This window comes from Pseudomonas sp. CC6-YY-74 (assembly GCF_002025205.1).
Classification (GTDB): Bacteria; Pseudomonadota; Gammaproteobacteria; order Pseudomonadales; family Pseudomonadaceae; genus Aquipseudomonas; species Aquipseudomonas paeninsulae.
Window position 1 is genome coordinate 947319 of the sequence record NZ_CP019947.1, and the last position, 16321, is coordinate 963639.

At 59.9% G+C, this 16321-nt stretch carries 8 protein-coding genes; 6 read left to right on the top strand and 2 right to left on the bottom strand.

Features of this window, described 5'->3' with window-relative positions; all coding sequences use genetic code 11:
• Positions 1–216: 216 nt before the first annotated feature.
• A complete protein-coding gene (locus B2D37_RS04450; RefSeq protein WP_079201581.1) occupies positions 217–8226 on the top strand; it encodes a retention module-containing protein in 8010 nt (2669 codons plus the stop codon).
• A 198-nt stretch (positions 8227–8424) separates the two neighbouring features.
• Here the strand turns inward: B2D37_RS04450 and B2D37_RS04455 are convergent, their stop codons facing one another.
• Positions 8425–8826: a YbaN family protein gene (locus B2D37_RS04455; RefSeq protein ID WP_079201582.1), complete on the bottom strand. Its 402-nt coding sequence runs from the start codon at positions 8824–8826 to the stop codon at positions 8425–8427.
• 15 nt (positions 8827–8841) lie between these two features.
• A complete protein-coding gene (locus tag B2D37_RS04460) occupies positions 8842–9429 on the bottom strand; it encodes a YecA family protein (RefSeq protein WP_079201583.1) in 588 nt (195 codons plus the stop codon).
• A gap of 155 nt (positions 9430–9584) precedes the next feature.
• On the opposite strand from B2D37_RS04460, the gene recQ reads away from it, so the two are divergent.
• From recQ to B2D37_RS04485, 5 genes are all read left to right on the top strand, one after another.
• Complete coding sequence (recQ, locus tag B2D37_RS04465; protein WP_079201584.1) at positions 9585–11711, top strand: DNA helicase RecQ; 2127 nt, start codon at positions 9585–9587, stop codon at positions 11709–11711.
• Positions 11712–11834: 123 nt separating this feature from the next.
• Entirely contained in the window at positions 11835–12995 is a 1161-nt protein-coding gene (locus B2D37_RS04470) for a diguanylate cyclase (RefSeq protein WP_079201585.1), read from the top strand.
• A 113-nt stretch (positions 12996–13108) separates the two neighbouring features.
• Positions 13109–14125: a DUF2804 domain-containing protein gene (locus B2D37_RS04475; protein WP_079201586.1), complete on the top strand. Its 1017-nt coding sequence runs from the start codon at positions 13109–13111 to the stop codon at positions 14123–14125.
• A 108-nt stretch (positions 14126–14233) separates the two neighbouring features.
• Positions 14234–14674: a MarR family transcriptional regulator gene (locus B2D37_RS04480; protein ID WP_079201587.1), complete on the top strand. Its 441-nt coding sequence runs from the start codon at positions 14234–14236 to the stop codon at positions 14672–14674.
• Positions 14674–16077, top strand: a complete 1404-nt coding sequence (locus B2D37_RS04485) for a DHA2 family efflux MFS transporter permease subunit (protein ID WP_079201588.1) — start codon at positions 14674–14676, stop codon at positions 16075–16077. The genes B2D37_RS04480 and B2D37_RS04485 overlap by 1 nt, the downstream gene beginning before the upstream one ends.
• The last annotated feature ends 244 nt before the right edge of the window (positions 16078–16321 follow it).

A 16321-nucleotide genomic window follows, 5' to 3' on the forward strand; every position in this document is an offset into this window, starting at 1 on the left:
AAACAGGCGGTCGATCATGATTCGCAGTACTTAGGGCGGGGATGGTTCTGATGAAGTAGTACGGCAGCCAAGGGGCGTTATTTTTTTGGCGTTTCAGGGGTGGGTATGTCGTTTCATTTCACTCAGTTGTGTCTTGTTATCGCGCTCTTTGGGAAGGTGTATTGACCCTTTTCAAACGTGTCGGCGGTGGCTGGCAGCTGTAGTGAGGAAGGATTCATGGCTACTTTGATAGGTGTCGTCAGTCAGGTAGTTGGCGAGGTTTTCGCGGTAGCTGGCGATGGGACGCGCAGACCTCTGGTCGAAGGTGATCGTGTCTTTGCCGGTGAACAATTGGTCACGGGTGCGGCGGGCGCTGTTGCCGTAAACATTACCAATGGTCAGCAACTGACCTTGGGCCGTGATAGCAGCCTCAATCTCACCGTGGAGATGGTTACGCAGAATCCCGATGCTTTGGCACCGCTTCATGAGGCGCCGCCTGTGGCGCCGAGTGCAGATGACCTCACCGATGTTGAAAAACTGCAAGCCGCCATCGAGGCCGGCGTTGACCCGACCCTGGAAGGCGAGGCCACGGCGGCAGGTCCCGGAACTCAAGGCGGTGTCGGTGCTGCGGGGGGCGGCCACAGCTTTATTTTGTTGGATGCTGTAGGCGGTTCGGTTGATCCGGTGATCGGCTTTCCAACTGCCGGGTTGAGCTCGGCAACCGAGTTTCCAGATCCAGACCCGCAGGTTGCCGATGAGCAACCGGTCGATACACCACCGCAACTCAATACACCACCGCAATTGAGTGTCAATCCGGGCAACGAAGGGGCCAATGACCAGGCCTTTGAGTCGGGCTTGGCGACAGGTTCGAATGCAGGTATGGGCAGTGTTTTCGCCAGCGGCACCTTCACCCTGAGCGACGCCGACGGGCTGGATGACCTGCAGAGCGTAACCATCAATGGCGTTACCGTGGCCATCGGCAGCCTGGCCGGCAGTGTGTTTGCTGGCGCACACGGTAGCTTGACCATCAGCGCCTACAACGCGGCCACCGGAGTGGCCAGTTACAGCTATGAACTGACCAGCCCGACCACCGACGGCCCGGGTATCGAGAGCGATGTGTTCAGCCTGAGCGTGTCCGATGGCACGGCCAGCTCGGCGCCGGCCAGCATCGTCATCGAGATCGTCGACGATGTACCGAATGCTGTGGATGACAGCAACAGCATCGCCGAAGATACGTTGACCCCGATCAGCGGCAACGTCTTGACCAATGACCTGCATGCCAACGGCCAGCCGGGTGCGGACACTCCGATCAGCTTCGTTAGCTGGGCCAGCACCGCGGCCACTTACGGCACCTTCACCGACACCGGTAATGGCACTTACAGCTACAGCCTGAACAACGCCAATCCGGCGGTGCAGGGCCTGGACACTGGCGAGAGCCTGAGCGAGACCTTCAGCTACACCATGCAGGACGCCGACGGCGACACCGCCACGGCCACGTTGACCATTACCATCACCGGCAGCAACGATGGACCGAAGGTGGTGGTCGATCCGGGTAACGACGGCGCTAACGATCGAGTGTTCGAGGCCGGCCTGGCCCAGGGCTCGGACGCCGCCAGCAACAGCGAATTCGCCAGCGGCACCTTCACCCTGAGCGACGCCGACGGCCTGGATGACCTGCAGAGCGTGACCATCAACGGCATAACCGTGGCCATCGGCAGCCTGGCCGGCAGTGTGTTCGCTGGCGCCCACGGCAGCCTGACCATCAGCGCCTACAACAGCGCGACCGGGGTGGCCAGTTACAGCTATGAACTGACCAGCCCGACCACCGATGGCCCGGGGATCGAGAGCGATGTGTTCAGCCTGACTGTGTCCGATGGTACGGCCAGCTCGGCGCCGGCCAGCATCGTCATCGAGATCGTCGACGATGTGCCGCACGCGGTGGATGACAGCAACAGCATCGCCGAAGACACGTTGACCCCGATCAGCGGCAACGTCTTGACCAATGACCTGCATGCCAACGGCCAGCCGGGTGCGGACACTCCGATCAGCTTCGTTAGCTGGGCCAGCACCGCGGCCACTTACGGCACCTTCACCGACACCGGTAACGGCACCTACAGCTACAGCCTGAACAACGCCAATCCGGCGGTGCAGGGCCTGGACACTGGCGAGAGCCTGAGCGAAACCTTCAGCTACACCATGCAGGACGCCGACGGCGACACCGCCACGGCCACCCTGACCATTACCATCACCGGCAGCAACGATGGACCGAAGGTGGTGGTCGATCCGGGTAACGACGGCGCTAACGATCAAGTATTCGAAGCCGGCCTGGCCCAGGGCTCGGACGCCGCCAGCAACAGCGAATTCGCCAGCGGCACCTTCACCCTGAGCGACGCCGACGGCCTGGATGACCTGCAGAGCGTGACCATCAACGGCATCACCGTGGCCATCGGCAGTCTGGCCGGCAGTGTGTTCGCTGGCGCCCACGGCAGCCTGACCATCAGCGCCTACAACGCGGCCACCGGAGTGGCCAGTTACAGCTATGAACTGACCAGCCCGACCACCGACGGCCCGGGTATCGAGAGCGATGTGTTCAGCCTGAGCGTGTCCGATGGCACGGCCAGCTCGGCGCCGGCCAGCATCGTCATCGAGATCGTCGACGATGTACCGAATGCTGTGGATGACAGCAACAGCATCGCCGAAGATACGTTGACCCCGATCAGCGGCAACGTCTTGACCAATGACCTGCATGCCAACGGCCAGCCGGGTGCGGACACTCCGATCAGCTTCGTTAGCTGGGCCAGCACCGCGGCCACTTACGGCACCTTCACCGACACCGGTAATGGCACTTACAGCTACAGCCTGAACAACGCCAATCCGGCGGTGCAGGGCCTGGACACTGGCGAGAGCCTGAGCGAAACCTTCAGCTACACCATGCAGGACGCCGACGGCGACACCGCCACGGCCACCCTGACCATTACCATCACCGGCAGCAACGATGGACCGAAGGTGGTGGTCGATCCGGGTAACGACGGCGCTAACGATCAAGTATTCGAAGCCGGCCTGGCCCAGGGCTCGGACGCCGCCAGCAACAGCGAATTCGCCAGCGGCACCTTCACCCTGAGCGACGCCGACGGCCTGGATGACCTGCAGAGCGTGACCATCAACGGCATCACCGTGGCCATCGGCAGCCTGGCCGGCAGTGTGTTCACCGGCGCCCACGGCAGCCTGACCATCAGCGCCTATAACGCGGCCACCGGAGTGGCCAGTTACAGCTATGAGCTGACCAGCCCGACCACCGACGGCCTCGGCATCGAGAGCGATGTGTTCAGCCTGAGCGTGTCCGATGGCACGGCCAACTCGCCACCGGCCAGCATCGTCATCGAGATCGTCGACGATGTGCCGCACGCGGTGGATGACAGCAACGCCACGTTCGCCTCAGAGAACCAGCTGACCTTGATCGGCAACGTGCTCGACAACGATGTGCAGGGTGCTGACCGCCTGCCAGGCGGGCCGATTCAACCGGCAGTCGTGCAGGGCACTTACGGCACGCTGACTCTGAATGCCAATGGCTCCTACAGCTATCTGCTGGATCCGAGCGATGCAGATTTCCTCGCGCTGGGTGGTGGGGGAGTGGCGACCGAGACCTTCACTTACACCCTCAACGATGCGGATGGCGACAGCGACACTGCCAACCTGGTGCTGAAAGTCAGAAACCTCGACGACAAGGTGCAGATCAAAAACCTGGATGTTAGAGGCGGCGAGCAGAGTGTTAATGAGGACGATCTGGCGATGGGCTCGGACCCGAGCAAGGAGTCCACCACGGTCAGTGGCACCTTCAAGGTGCAGGCACCGGATGGGCTACTCAACCTGACCGTGGGCGGCATCCAGGTGGTGCTGAACGGTGTGGTGAATGGCTTCCCGCAGTCGGTGACCACGCCGCTAGGTAACCTGCTGACCATCACCGGCTTCGATGCCGATGATGGCATTCTCGACGAAGGCATCGTCAGCTACAGCTACACCTTGCTGGGCAGTGCGCAGCATGCTCCCGGCGGGGGCGAGAATCAGCTGACCGAGCACTTCGCCGTACTCGCCGAGGACGTGGACCATGACACCGATCTGGCGTCCCTCGACATCAACATCATCGACGATGTGCCGCATGCGGTGGATGACAGCAACAATATTGCCGAAGACACGTTGACCCCGATCATCGGCAACGTGCTGAGCAATGACCTGCATGCCAACGGCCAACCGGGCGCGGACACCCCGACCAGCTTCGTCAGCTGGGCCAGCACTGCGGCCAACTACGGCACCTTCACCGACACCGGTAACGGCACCTACAGCTACAGCCTGAACAACGCCAACCCGGCGGTGCAGGGGTTGAATGCTGGTGAGAGTCTGAGCGAGACCTTCAGCTACACCATGCGTGATGCCGACGGCGACACTGCCATGGCCACCTTGACCATCACTATCGACGGTGCCGATGACCATGCCGCGGTGGTGACGGTAGCCGCATACGGCCCGGATGCCACGGTGTACGAGCACGGTCTGACCTCGCAGGCAGACACCAGCGAAACCACCAGCGGCAGCTTCACGGTGTCGGCCAGCGATGGCATCGCCAGCGTCACGGTGGGCACTGCGACCTTCAGTTTTGCGCAGTTGCAGGCCTTGGCGACGACTAATCAGCTAGTCAGTACGGGCGAGGGCACCCTGACCCTGACTGGCTACAGCGGCAACGCTACGGCCGGCACGCTGAGCTACAGCTACACACTGAACGCCACGATCGACAACGACAGCCATGCCGGCGCCACCGGCACGCACTTCGATGACAGCCTGAGCATCAGCGTGCTGGGCGTGGGCGGCAGCACGGCGAGCGATGAGCTGGTGGTGCGCATCATTGATGACACACCGACGGCGATGAATGACGGCCCCGTAGGCGTAACCGAAGACGCCGCATCGAACAGCGTCGGTGGCAACGTGCTGACCAACGACAGCGCGGGAGCCGATACGCCCAAGGCCTTCACAACCTGGACGGCGACGGGGCACGACAATACGGCGGCGATCAACGCGCTGAATAGCTACGGCACCCTGACGTTGGCCGCTGGCGGCGTCTACAACTTCGTGCTGGACAACAGCCTGGCATCAGTCCAAGCACTGAATACCGGTAGCCATCTGTCCTACGATTTCTATTACACGATGCAGGATGCCGATGGCGATTCCAGTTCGGCCAAGCTGACCATCACTATCGACGGTGCCGATGACCATGCCTCTGTGGTGACGGTAGCCGTATACGGCCCGGACGCCACGGTGTACGAGCACGGCCTGACCTCGCAGGCAGACACCAGCGAATCCACCAGTGGCAGCTTCACGGTGTCGGCCAGCGATGGCATCGCCAGCGTCACGGTGGGCACTGCGACCTTCAGTTTTGCGCAGTTGCAGGCCTTGGCGACGACTAATCAGCTAGTGAGTACGGGCGAGGGCACACTGACCCTGACTGGCTACAGCGGCAACGCTACGGCCGGCACGCTGAGCTACAGCTACACACTGAACGCCACAATCGACAACGACAGCCATGCAGGCGCCACCGGCACGCACTTCGATGACAGCGTGAGCATCAGCGTGCTGGGCGTGGGCGGCAGCACTGCGAGCGATGAGCTGGTGGTGCGCATCATCGATGACACGCCGAGCTTATCCACGGTCTCACCTGCCTTTGTGAGCAATAACTCCTCGGGCTATGCAACTGGGATCTCTGATCCAGTCATCGGCGCAGATGTACCGGGTGTTGCCGATTTGACGGGAAATATTGCGGGTTGGAACGGTACTAGCGTGATCTATGCGGCATCGTCGCTGACGTCCTCAGGCAGTACGGTGTATTACACCGTCAGTCCTGTCGATACCGGGTTTTTATACGCTTACACAAGCACGCTTCCCGGTACTTACACAGGCGGTGCCGGACAGTCTCTGATATTTACCCTGACCTATGATGTAGCGGGCAACTATGTCATTGATATGAATGGCAAGCTGGACGGCCCTACGCAGAGCTTCGCAGCAACCTTCAATCAGAATATTGGCGGTAACCAGGATTATCTGTTGGTCACCAATACCGGTGCGCTCTACAAGCCGGGGGACAGTATTCCGCTCGGCCAAACCGTCATCATGACGGTTGACTCTTCGGAGGGCGGGGTGAATTCCAGCAGGCAGGGCCTCGCGCCGGACAATCAGTGGGTGGATGGCAGTGAGGTTATCTTTTTCTCTTACGCCAGCCCCATTGTCAGTGCGCAATTTTCTATCGACATTCAGGGCGGGGGAAGTAGCAATACGGTTCATTGGACTGTCTATGGCCAAGACTCTTTGGGGAACGCCACCACGCAAAGTGGTAATACGCTGTTTTCTGAGCATGTGCTAACCAGTATTCCAGCAGGTTTGACGGCGATAACCAGGATTGATCTGTCGGATACCGGTGGCCATGGCTTCCGGGTGACTGGTTCATCGATTGTTGATCGAATTGAAGAAGATCCGATTGGCACTCAGTTTGATGTTGCCGTGATAGATGCCGATGGGGATCGCGCAGCGGCTGTTCTGGATGTTGTATTCCAACCCTCACTATCTGGTCAGCTGATAGTGGCCTCCAATGCCAATGATGTTGCAGGCAGTAGTGCTCCTTATGTGACATCCGGCGGTGCGGGTGTGATTACCGGCGGCGCCGCTGCAGATATCCTCGTGGGAGACGAGGGGCGCAGTAGTTTGCTCGGTAAGAGCGTCAACTTGATTCTTATCCTGGATTCTTCAGGCAGCATGACTGCAAATATTACCTTTAACGGTGTGGTGATGAGCCGTATGGAGGCTTTGCAACTGGCCGTTAATAATTTGCTGGCAGGGCTGGCGATCGGGGCGGCCGAACATGTCAGGGTGCAGCTTGTGGATTTCGACAGTTCGGCAAGTAGCCTGGGTATATTCGATGTCAAGGATGGAGAACTGAGTGCCGCGCAAAGTGCAGTCAATAATTTGGTTGCTGGTGGCTACACGAACTATGAGGCGGGTCTACAAGTGGCCTTGAATTGGGTTGCAAGTGGTGGCGCCGATGCGCCATACACAGGGGCTAATGTCATTAATCAAGTCGTATTTGTATCCGATGGTGAGCCGAACAGTTGGTTGAACGCAGATTCAACCAATTTGGCCAGTGTGACAACTAATGGCTCCAAGAGTACGGCGCTGGCTCAGGTGCTTGGCTCGTATAACCCTTCGGGCCATTCCAATGACGACACAATCAGTGAAGTGGCTTTACTGGAGTCAACCTTCGGGCAGATTCAGGCGGTAGGTATTAATGTCGGGGGCACTGCTCTTGATATTCTTAATCAAGTGGAAGGTGAACTTGCGAATGTTAACCCTGATGTCGCCAGCAACATCACGACGGGTGAACAGCTAGCGAGTGTTCTTGCGGACTTCAATCCATCTAACCAACTGCATGATGCAGGTAGCGACCATATTGTCGGCGGTGGTGGCGATGACCTGATTTTTGGTGATGTGCTCTACACCGATGTATTGGCGGCAGCAGCAGGGCTGGCAACCAATCCAGGTGCAGGGTGGCAGGTTTTCGCCACGCTGGAGGCTGGTGATGGGCCAGGCAGTTATGCCACATGGACGCGCGCCGACACGCTCAATTATATCCGCACGCATGCTGAGGAGCTGGCCGGGGAATCTGGGCGAGCGCTGGGGCATGACAACATTGATGCTGGGGATGGCAATGACCTGGTGTTTGGCCAAGAAGGCAATGACTACATCTTGGGCGGGAAAGGCAATGATGTGCTGGCCGGTGGTTCGGGTAATGACAGGCTGATCGGGGGTGAGGGTGACGATGTGTTGATCGGCGGTTCAGGCAATGACCTGCTGTCTGGCGGTCTCGGTAAGGACACCTTCGTGTGGAATGCGGGCGATACAGGTGTCGATCATGTCACCGACTTCTTCATCGACGGCCCCCGTGTGTCTGGCGGCAACTCGGATGTCCTGGATCTGTCGCAGTTGCTGGTCGGTGAGAGTGCCAGTGGCAACGTATTGGATGACTACTTGAGCTTTACCTTCGGTGCCAGTACCGCCATCGACGTGCGCGCAATAGCCGGCGGAGCTGTGGTGCAGCAAGTCGTGCTCGATGGGGTGGATCTTTCCAGCGCCGCTTACTACGGCAGCACGGATGCGGCAACGGTGATCGATGGCATGCTTGCCGATAACGCACTCAAAGTGGATACCGTCTAATCCTTAACCGGGGTGCACGCTCACTGCCTGAGCAGGCAGTGAGCTTTCTTCGTGCTGCTGTATTCGCCGGCTAGTCCACCCTTGTGCCGTGAGTCTGAGCTGTTCGCATGGCGGGAGTTTGAGCTGCATTGAGTGGCTTTGCTGTTTAGGCATGCAAGCAGCGGTCATGCAGGTGCGCCGGCTGACTATCCTGCATGGCTAACGCGGATTGGGCAGGGTTTTCTGCTTGAGGATATAGATGCTCACCAACACTGCGCTGGTCAGCATGAAGGCGCGAGCCCAGAACAGAGGGACCAGGTAGCAGGAGAGGGCGATGCTGAGCCACATCAGGCTGATGCTGTAGACCTTGGCTTTGCGCGGGATGCCCTGGCCGTCGAGGTAGTCGCGAACCCATGGGCCTAACTTGGGATGCAATACCAGCCACAGATAAAAGCGTTTTGAACTGCGGACAAAGCAGGCCGCTGCCAGTAACAGGAACGGCGTAGTCGGCAGCACCGGCAGGAAGATACCGACCACCCCGAGCACCACGCACAACCAGCCCAAGGACAGCAGTGCGTAGCGAATCAGCGGATTACGGTTTTCTTCTACGTCACGCGCCATGGTAGTGGCGCAGACTCAATGGTGGCGAGGTTTGAGCAGGGCTGGTTTTTCTTCCGGGGCATGGCACAGCAGAAACAATGCGGTCAGCAGCTCGGGAATTTGCTCGACCATACTGTCTACCAGATCGCGGTCGCTGGCGATTTCGGTGAACTCTGCTTGCTCATCGAACAACCCGGAGGCGACCATTATCGGCAGTAGCAGCTCGCTGACCTCGTCTTCGGCATCGTCGAACCAGGCCGCTTCACGCAGGAACACCCCTTCCATAAAGCCGATACACCAGCCGCGCAGATCGGAGTCGTCCGGCTCGTCGCCGAGGTCGAGCTCGCAAGGCACCTCAGGGTCATCGTCGCTGGCCAGTTGGCGAGCGATATGGGTGTGCAGTTGCAGCAAGGTGGCCTCGATATCATCGCGCTCTTCGTCGCTGCGGTAATGCGGCGGCTCGGAGAACAGGGCGTCGATCCATTCACGCTCGGGTACCGGGTCAGGGCAGATCGCCAAGGCGGTGAGGTAGCCATGAGCGGCCACATAGTCCAGAGCCTCTTCGTGCAGCTCATCGGCGTCGAGGAAGGCTTGCAGGCGGGACAGTTGCTCGGCGAAGGACATCGTGGGGCTACCTTGAAGAAGTAAACGAGGATGGATTCTAGTCCAGACCTGCTACAGCAGCCATAGTTCTAAGAAAATGCGCGGCGAAAAAACAGATCAAAACTCAGTCCGGCAAGCAGGTGCGTATAATGCCGAGCTCGTTTCGGAGACCTTTCATGCTCGACCACGCACTGCGCATCCTCAAAGACGTTTTCGGCTATGACAGCTTCCGTGGCCGCCAGGGGGCGATTATCGAGCGCGTGGCGGGTGGTGGCGACGCCTTGGTGCTGATGCCGACCGGTGGCGGCAAGTCGCTGTGCTTTCAGGTGCCGGCCTTGCTGCGCGAGGGTTTGGCGGTGGTGGTGTCGCCACTGATCGCCTTGATGGATGACCAGGTCGCCACCCTCGACGAGTTGGGGGTGGCGGCAGTGGCCCTGAATTCCACCCTGAATGCCGAGCAGCAGCGCGAGATTGCCGACAGGATCAACCGCGGCGAGATAAAAATGCTCTACCTGGCCCCGGAGCGCCTGGTACAACCGCGCATGCTGGCGTTCCTGCAGCGTCTGGACATCGCCCTGTTCGCCATCGACGAAGCGCATTGCGTATCGCAGTGGGGCCATGACTTTCGCCCGGAATACCTGCAGCTGGGCCAACTCGCCGAGCTATTTCCCAATGTGCCGCGCATCGCCCTGACCGCCACGGCGGATATGCGCACCCGTGAAGAAATTGTTCAGCGCCTGCATTTGCACGATGCCGAGCGCTTTCTCTCAAGCTTTGACCGGCCCAATATCTTCTACCGCATCGTGCCCAAGGAGCAGCCGCGCAAGCAGTTGCTGGCTTTTCTCGCCGAGCGCAAGGGCGATGCCGGCATCGTCTATTGCATGTCGCGCAAAAAGGTCGACGATATGGCGGCTTTCCTCAGCGAGCAGGGTTTTCCGGCGTTGCCGTACCACGCCGGCTTGGCCAACGAGCTGCGCGCCTACCACCAGAAGCGCTTTCTCAACGAGGAAGGCCTGATCATGGTGGCGACCATCGCCTTCGGCATGGGCATCGACAAGCCCAACGTGCGCTTCGTCGCCCACCTGGACCTGCCCAAGTCGCTGGAAGCCTATTACCAGGAAACCGGTCGCGCCGGCCGCGATGGCTTGCCGGCGGACGCCTGGATGGCCTATGGGCTGCAGGACGTGATCTTTCTCAAGCAGATGCTCAACAACTCCGAAGGCGACGAACGGCACAAACGTGTCGAACAGCACAAGCTCGATGCCATGCTCGCGCTCTGCGAGGAAACTCGCTGCCGGCGGCAGACGTTACTGGCTTATTTCGATGAGGAAATGCCCAATCCCTGCGGCCATTGCGACAACTGCCTCGATGGCGTGCAGACCTGGGATGCCACCGAGCCGGCGCGCCAGGCACTCTCGGCGATCTACCGCAGCGGTCAGCGCTACGGCGTCGGTCATCTGGTCGACCTGCTGCTCGGGCGCGACAATGAGAAGGTGCGCGGCCCTGGCCATCAGCACTTGACGGTGTTCGGTGTCGGTAAGGCGTTCAGCGAGGGTGAGTGGCGCTCGTTGTTCCGCCAATTGGTGGCGCGCGGCCTGGCCGATGTCGACCTTGAAGGCTATGGCGGCCTGCGTCTCTCCGATAGCTGCCGGCCTTTGTTGCGCGGTGAAGTGACCCTGCAATTGCGCCGCGATCTGAAGCCGCAGCTCACGGCGAAAACCTCCAGCAGTGCTGCCAGCCAACTGGTCCGCGGCGACGAACGCGAACAATGGGAAGCCCTGCGCGCGCTGCGCCGCAAGTTGGCCGAGGAGCATGGGGTGCCGCCCTATGTAATCTTCCCCGACGCCACCCTGCTGGAAATGTTGCGCAGCAAGCCCGGCAGCCTGGCCGAAATGGCCCAGGTCAGCGGGGTTGGTGCGCGCAAGTTGGAACGCTATGGCGAGGCCTTCCTCGAAGTGCTGGGCGGTAATGCCGAGGCGCCGCGAGTGGTGCTCGACCTGCGTCATGAACTGGTCAGCCTGGCCCGTGCCGGGATGACCCCGCTGCAGATCGCCAGCCAACTCAAGTGCAGTGAAAAAAATGTCTACAACCTGCTGGCCGAGGCCATCGGTCGCCAGCAGTTATCCCTGGAGCAGGCACTGGATCTACCGCAAGCGCTGCTCGGCGAGATCCAGGATGCCTTTCTCGATGGCGAAGGCGAACTGCCGGCAGCGGCAACCATTGGCGAACTGTTTGTCGGGCGGGTCGAATTGGGTGTATTGCATTGCGTGCGCGCCGCCTTACAGGCCGAGTTCGAAGCCTGAACCGCGACTCTAGGCAGCGTCGTTCGGCGCACTTATTCCCCCTTGTGGCCGGTATCAAAAGCGCTCCAGCTGTGTTGCACTTAAGTGAATGGCCCAATGGTCATCTCTGCTGAGGAGGTTTTGATGCCGCACCCCCGTGCCTGGCTAGAAGACGTCCGCCCCTGCCCTTATGCAGATCAGCTTGCGTCGGGCTTTCGTTTATTGCGGTTCAATCAACCGCTCGAGCGTGAATACCGTGCCCATGCTCAGGACAGCACCTACAGCGTCAAACGCATCGCGCTCTATGGCGCCATCCTGATCTGGCTGGCATTCGCCGCCTTCGATTTTGCCCTGGTGCATAGCCCCGTGATCTGGTGGATGTTTGCGGTGCGTCTGAGTGTGTTCAGCCTGTTGCTGATCTTCGTAGGCTTGTTGATCCAGGGCCGCCATGCACATTTGCTGCAACCGCTGAGCGTGGTAAGCATCATGGCCCTCGGGGTGGGGGCCGCGATGGTAGTTGGCATCGCCCACATTACCGACCCGACCTATCCCTATGAAGGGCTGTTGTTGGTCTGTATGGCGGCCTACTTTCTGATTGGCTTGCGTTTCAGGGAGGCGTTGGGCTGTTCGCTGGCGGTGCTGGTGGCCTACGTCGGCGGGGAGTTGTTCGCTGGCGTGCCGCTGTCGCGCTTGATCAGTAATCTGCTGTTTCTGCTGATCGGCAATGCAATGGGCGCTATCGGTTGCTACTTGCTGGAATACAAATCCCGTGAACACTTTCTGATCAGTCGGCTGATGCGCCTGCTCGCCGATCACGACAGTCTGACTGGCTTGCACAACAGGCGCAGTTTCAATCGCCAGTTCGAGCAACTGTGGCGCCAGGCGCAACGCGAAGGCCATTCGCTGGCCCTGTTGTTGAGCGATATCGATCATTTCAAGGCCTACAACGACCGCTATGGTCATCAGGCTGGCGACAAGGTGCTGGAGCGCATCGGCGGTTTGCTCAAGGATGCGGCGCGGCGGCCGCTGGACATGGCGGTGCGCCTGGGTGGCGAAGAGTTCGCCGTGCTGCTGTACGACATCGATCAAGCCGAAGCGCTGCAGCGCGCCGAGGTCCTGCGTAAGAATCTGGAGCTGTTGGCGATCGAGCACCAGGGTTCGGCTACCGCGCCCATTGTGACTATCTCCATCGGTGTGTCCTGCTTTCCGCCCACCGACAGCGGCACGCTGGCCAAGCATTATGAGCAGGCGGATCGGGCGCTCTACAAGGCCAAAGCTGCTGGGCGCAATCAGGTGATGAGTTGAGCAACAGACTAGCCGATGGCCGATTTCGTCGCTGTAGCTGACGCTTCTGGTGACTACAGGGGACGCGACGGCAGTGCTAGCATCTGGGGCCATTCTTGCGCGAGCGGTTTCCGATGGATCGACTGATTCAAGCCAATGGCCAGCCGCATTACGGCATATTTGCGGACGCCCCCAGGCTGATCAACTACCGTGATTTCGACTTCCGCTCGGCGATGGGGCGCCGCCTAGGCGCTCTGGCCAAATGGCGGCGTTTTCACCAATTCCAGTATTTCGGTTTGCTCAGCGATGAGTTGATCGGTGGCTGTGCCCTGGCCAACCTGAGTCTGGCCGGGGTCGGCTTCGTTTACCTGTTTCATCCCGCCAGCGGGCGCATGATCGAGCGACAATTCAAGTTGCCGCTGGGCCTGGGCACGCACTTTTCCCAGCAACCGCAGAGCGGTGTGTGCGAGTTGCGCAGCGCGGGCAATCTGCTGCGTTTCGACAACAGCGAGGCGCCACGAGAGAAACGCTTGCTGGTCGAGTTGGACGATGGCACCCGAATCGACGCCTGCTTTTCCGAGGAACAGCCGAGCTTTCAGCCGATGTGCCTGACTACCCAGGCGGGAGCAAATGGCTGGGTGTACGCGCAGAAGGTCGCAGGGGTGCGCTGCCGTGGTCAAGTGATCAGCAGCCTGGGTGAGTTCGACCTGACAGCGATAGACGCCTTTGCCCACCACGATTGGTCGGCCGGCTATATGCGCCCGGAAACCCATTGGAACTGGGCCTGTCTGTCGGGCCAGGCAGGCGGTCTGCGGGTGGGTTTGAATTTGTCTTGTGGGGTTAATGAAACCAGCTTCACGGAGAATTGCTTCTGGCTCGATGGCAAGCTGATTAAGGTCGATACGGTGCGCTTCGCCTTTGATCGTGACCAGCCGCTGCAACCTTGGCAGATCGATTCCCACGACGGTCAGGTGCAATTGCGCTTCAAGGCCCGCGGTGTGCATCAGGAGCATATCAACCTGGGGCTGCTGGCCAGCAACTTCAAACAGATATTCGGCCAGTTCAGTGGTGTGCTGCGCCCGCCGGGCCGCCCGGCGCTGACGATCGACAATCTCTGGGGCTTTGTCGAAGATCAGTACGTGAAATGGTGACAGCCTGATTCATCAATGCGACTTGGGCTTAAACGAACCTTGATCTCGGGCTTGTGGTTATGGTTAGCTAACTAATAATTAGTTTTTTGATAAAAGAGCCGTTTAACCATGCCACAGCCGCAGTTGGATCCACACCGTTTCGCCATGCAATTAGCCCAGTTATCCCGCTCCTGGCGCGCCGAACTCGATCGTCGCCTAGTCGGGCTTGGTCTGTCACAGGCACGCTGGTTGGTGCTCCTGCACCTGTCTCGTTTCGAAGAACTGCCCACCCAGCGTGAGCTGGCGCAAAGCGTCGGGGTCGAAGGACCAACCCTGGCCCGCCTGCTCGATAGCCTGGAAGCCCAGGGCCTGGTTACCCGGCAGGCGGTACCGGAAGATCGCCGCGCCAAGAAAATCTCCCTGAGCCCGCCGGCGCAACCGTTGATCGAAAAGATCGAGGCAATCTCCACCCAGCTACGCAAAGAGCTCTTCGCTGGGATCGACGAAGAAGAACTGCGCCATTGCCAGCAGGTGCATGCACGGATTCTGGGTAACCTGGAAAAACGCTGATGGGGCAGGACCTACCGGACTTGCAGGCGCGTTTTGGCGCGCGCTATCCGCGCTGGTTGCTGGGCATCTTGATGATCGGCAGCATGGCCATGGTCCTGGCCTCGACCAGTATCAATGTGGCCCTGCCAGCGATCATGCTGGAGTTTTCGATTGGCCGGCCCCAGGCGCAATGGCTGTCCACTGGTTTTCTTGCGGCTATGACCGCCGGTCTGTTATTGGCTGCTTGGACACATTCACGTTTTGGCGCCAGGCGCACTGCGCAGTTCGGTCTGCTGCTGTTCATCCTTAGTTCATTGCTGGCACTGGTCGTACAAGAGGCCTGGCAGTTGATTGCTCTGCGCATCGTCCAGGGTCTGTGTGCCGGAATCGTCCAGCCATTGGCTATGGTGCTGATCTTTCGCGTATTCGTTGGTGGCGGCCGCGGCATGGCCTTGGGTTTCTATGGCCTGGGGGTGATGGTCGCGCCGACATTGGGGCCGACTATCGGCGGCTATCTGGTCGATCACTTCGGCTGGGGCGCCGTATTCTGGTTGCCATTGCCTATGTGCGGCCTGGCAATGCTGGGCGGGCAGTGGTTGTTGCCCAGCCAGCGGGAAAAATCTACGCCGTTACTGGATGTGTGGGCTTTTGTTTTGTTGTGCGTGGGATTGTTTGCCTTGCTCGGTGCCCTCGCCGAGGCTCAGCGCTTTGCCTGGCAGGCGCCGCGGGTATGGCTGCCCGGTCTGCTGGGTACGCTGGCATTTATCGGCTTTTTCACCCGGAGTTGGCGTAGCGCCAAGCCACTGTTGCCGTTGCGTTTGTGGCGTCATGCCGGCTTTCGCAATGCCAGTTGGGTGGCCCTGACGTTGGGCATGGGTCTGTATGGCTCGACCTACCTGATACCGTTGTACCTGCAAACAGTCGAGGGCTACAGCGCCGGACGCGCCGGTTTGCTGTTGTTGCCTGCGGGGGTACTGATGGGCGCCGCTTCCTTTGTCGGTGGCTGGCTGAGCGATAGGCAGTCGGCGGCCTTGCTGCTGGTCAGTGGCTTGCTGATTTTCGCCTTGTCTGCCGCAGGTTTTGGCTGGCTCGAACAGGGCAGCTCGTTCGCCGTGCTGTGCTTTTGGGCCGGTGTCGGGCGGGTCGGGCTCGGGCTGCTGTTGCCGGCGCTGAGCACCGGCTCGCTGGACATCCTCAGTGCAGAGGAGTTGGCTCTGGGCGCGGGGGCGATTACCTTCGTTCGCCAGTTGGGTGGGGCGTTCGGCGTCAATCTATTGACCTTCTTTCTCGAGTGGCGCCATGGCCGTGAGGGGGGCGATCTGGCTGCCGAGGCCGTGGCGTTTCAGCAGAGTTTCTGGCTGATGGCGGCGGTCTTCGCTCTGACTGTGCTGGCGGCTTGGCGCGTGCGCTCGACAAGGCATTGATTGCTGTAGGCAGTCAGCATACGGGGGGGCAAATTGGGGTCATTTTATTGACTGCTTTCCGTTGCTTTTGCGTATGATTGCTCCCTGCCTTATTGCTCGGTGTGCACTAACAAGCCGTCTGTTTAAGCGTGCAGGCTGGTAAATTATGACCATACTCACTCATTAGCCGGGTTTGACATGGAATGTTGCCCCGACGTACGAATTTGCTGCACCCACTGTTTTCACCACTGACGGATACGCACGC

Bases quoted from the DNA above. Each gene is read 5' to 3' on its own strand.
- B2D37_RS04460 (WP_079201583.1), bottom strand. From the start codon at position 9,429: ATGTCCTTCGCCGAGCAACTGTCCCGCCTGCAAGCCTTCCTCGACGCC.
- recQ (WP_079201584.1), top strand. From the start codon at position 9,585: ATGCTCGACCACGCACTGCGCATCCTCAAAGACGTTTTCGGCTATGAC.
- B2D37_RS04455 (WP_079201582.1), bottom strand. From the start codon at position 8,826: ATGGCGCGTGACGTAGAAGAAAACCGTAATCCGCTGATTCGCTACGCA.
- B2D37_RS04485 (WP_079201588.1), top strand. From the start codon at position 14,674: ATGGGGCAGGACCTACCGGACTTGCAGGCGCGTTTTGGCGCGCGCTAT.
- B2D37_RS04470 (WP_079201585.1), top strand. From the start codon at position 11,835: ATGCCGCACCCCCGTGCCTGGCTAGAAGACGTCCGCCCCTGCCCTTAT.
- B2D37_RS04475 (WP_079201586.1), top strand. From the start codon at position 13,109: ATGGATCGACTGATTCAAGCCAATGGCCAGCCGCATTACGGCATATTT.
- B2D37_RS04480 (WP_079201587.1), top strand. From the start codon at position 14,234: ATGCCACAGCCGCAGTTGGATCCACACCGTTTCGCCATGCAATTAGCC.
- B2D37_RS04450 (WP_079201581.1), top strand. From the start codon at position 217: ATGGCTACTTTGATAGGTGTCGTCAGTCAGGTAGTTGGCGAGGTTTTC.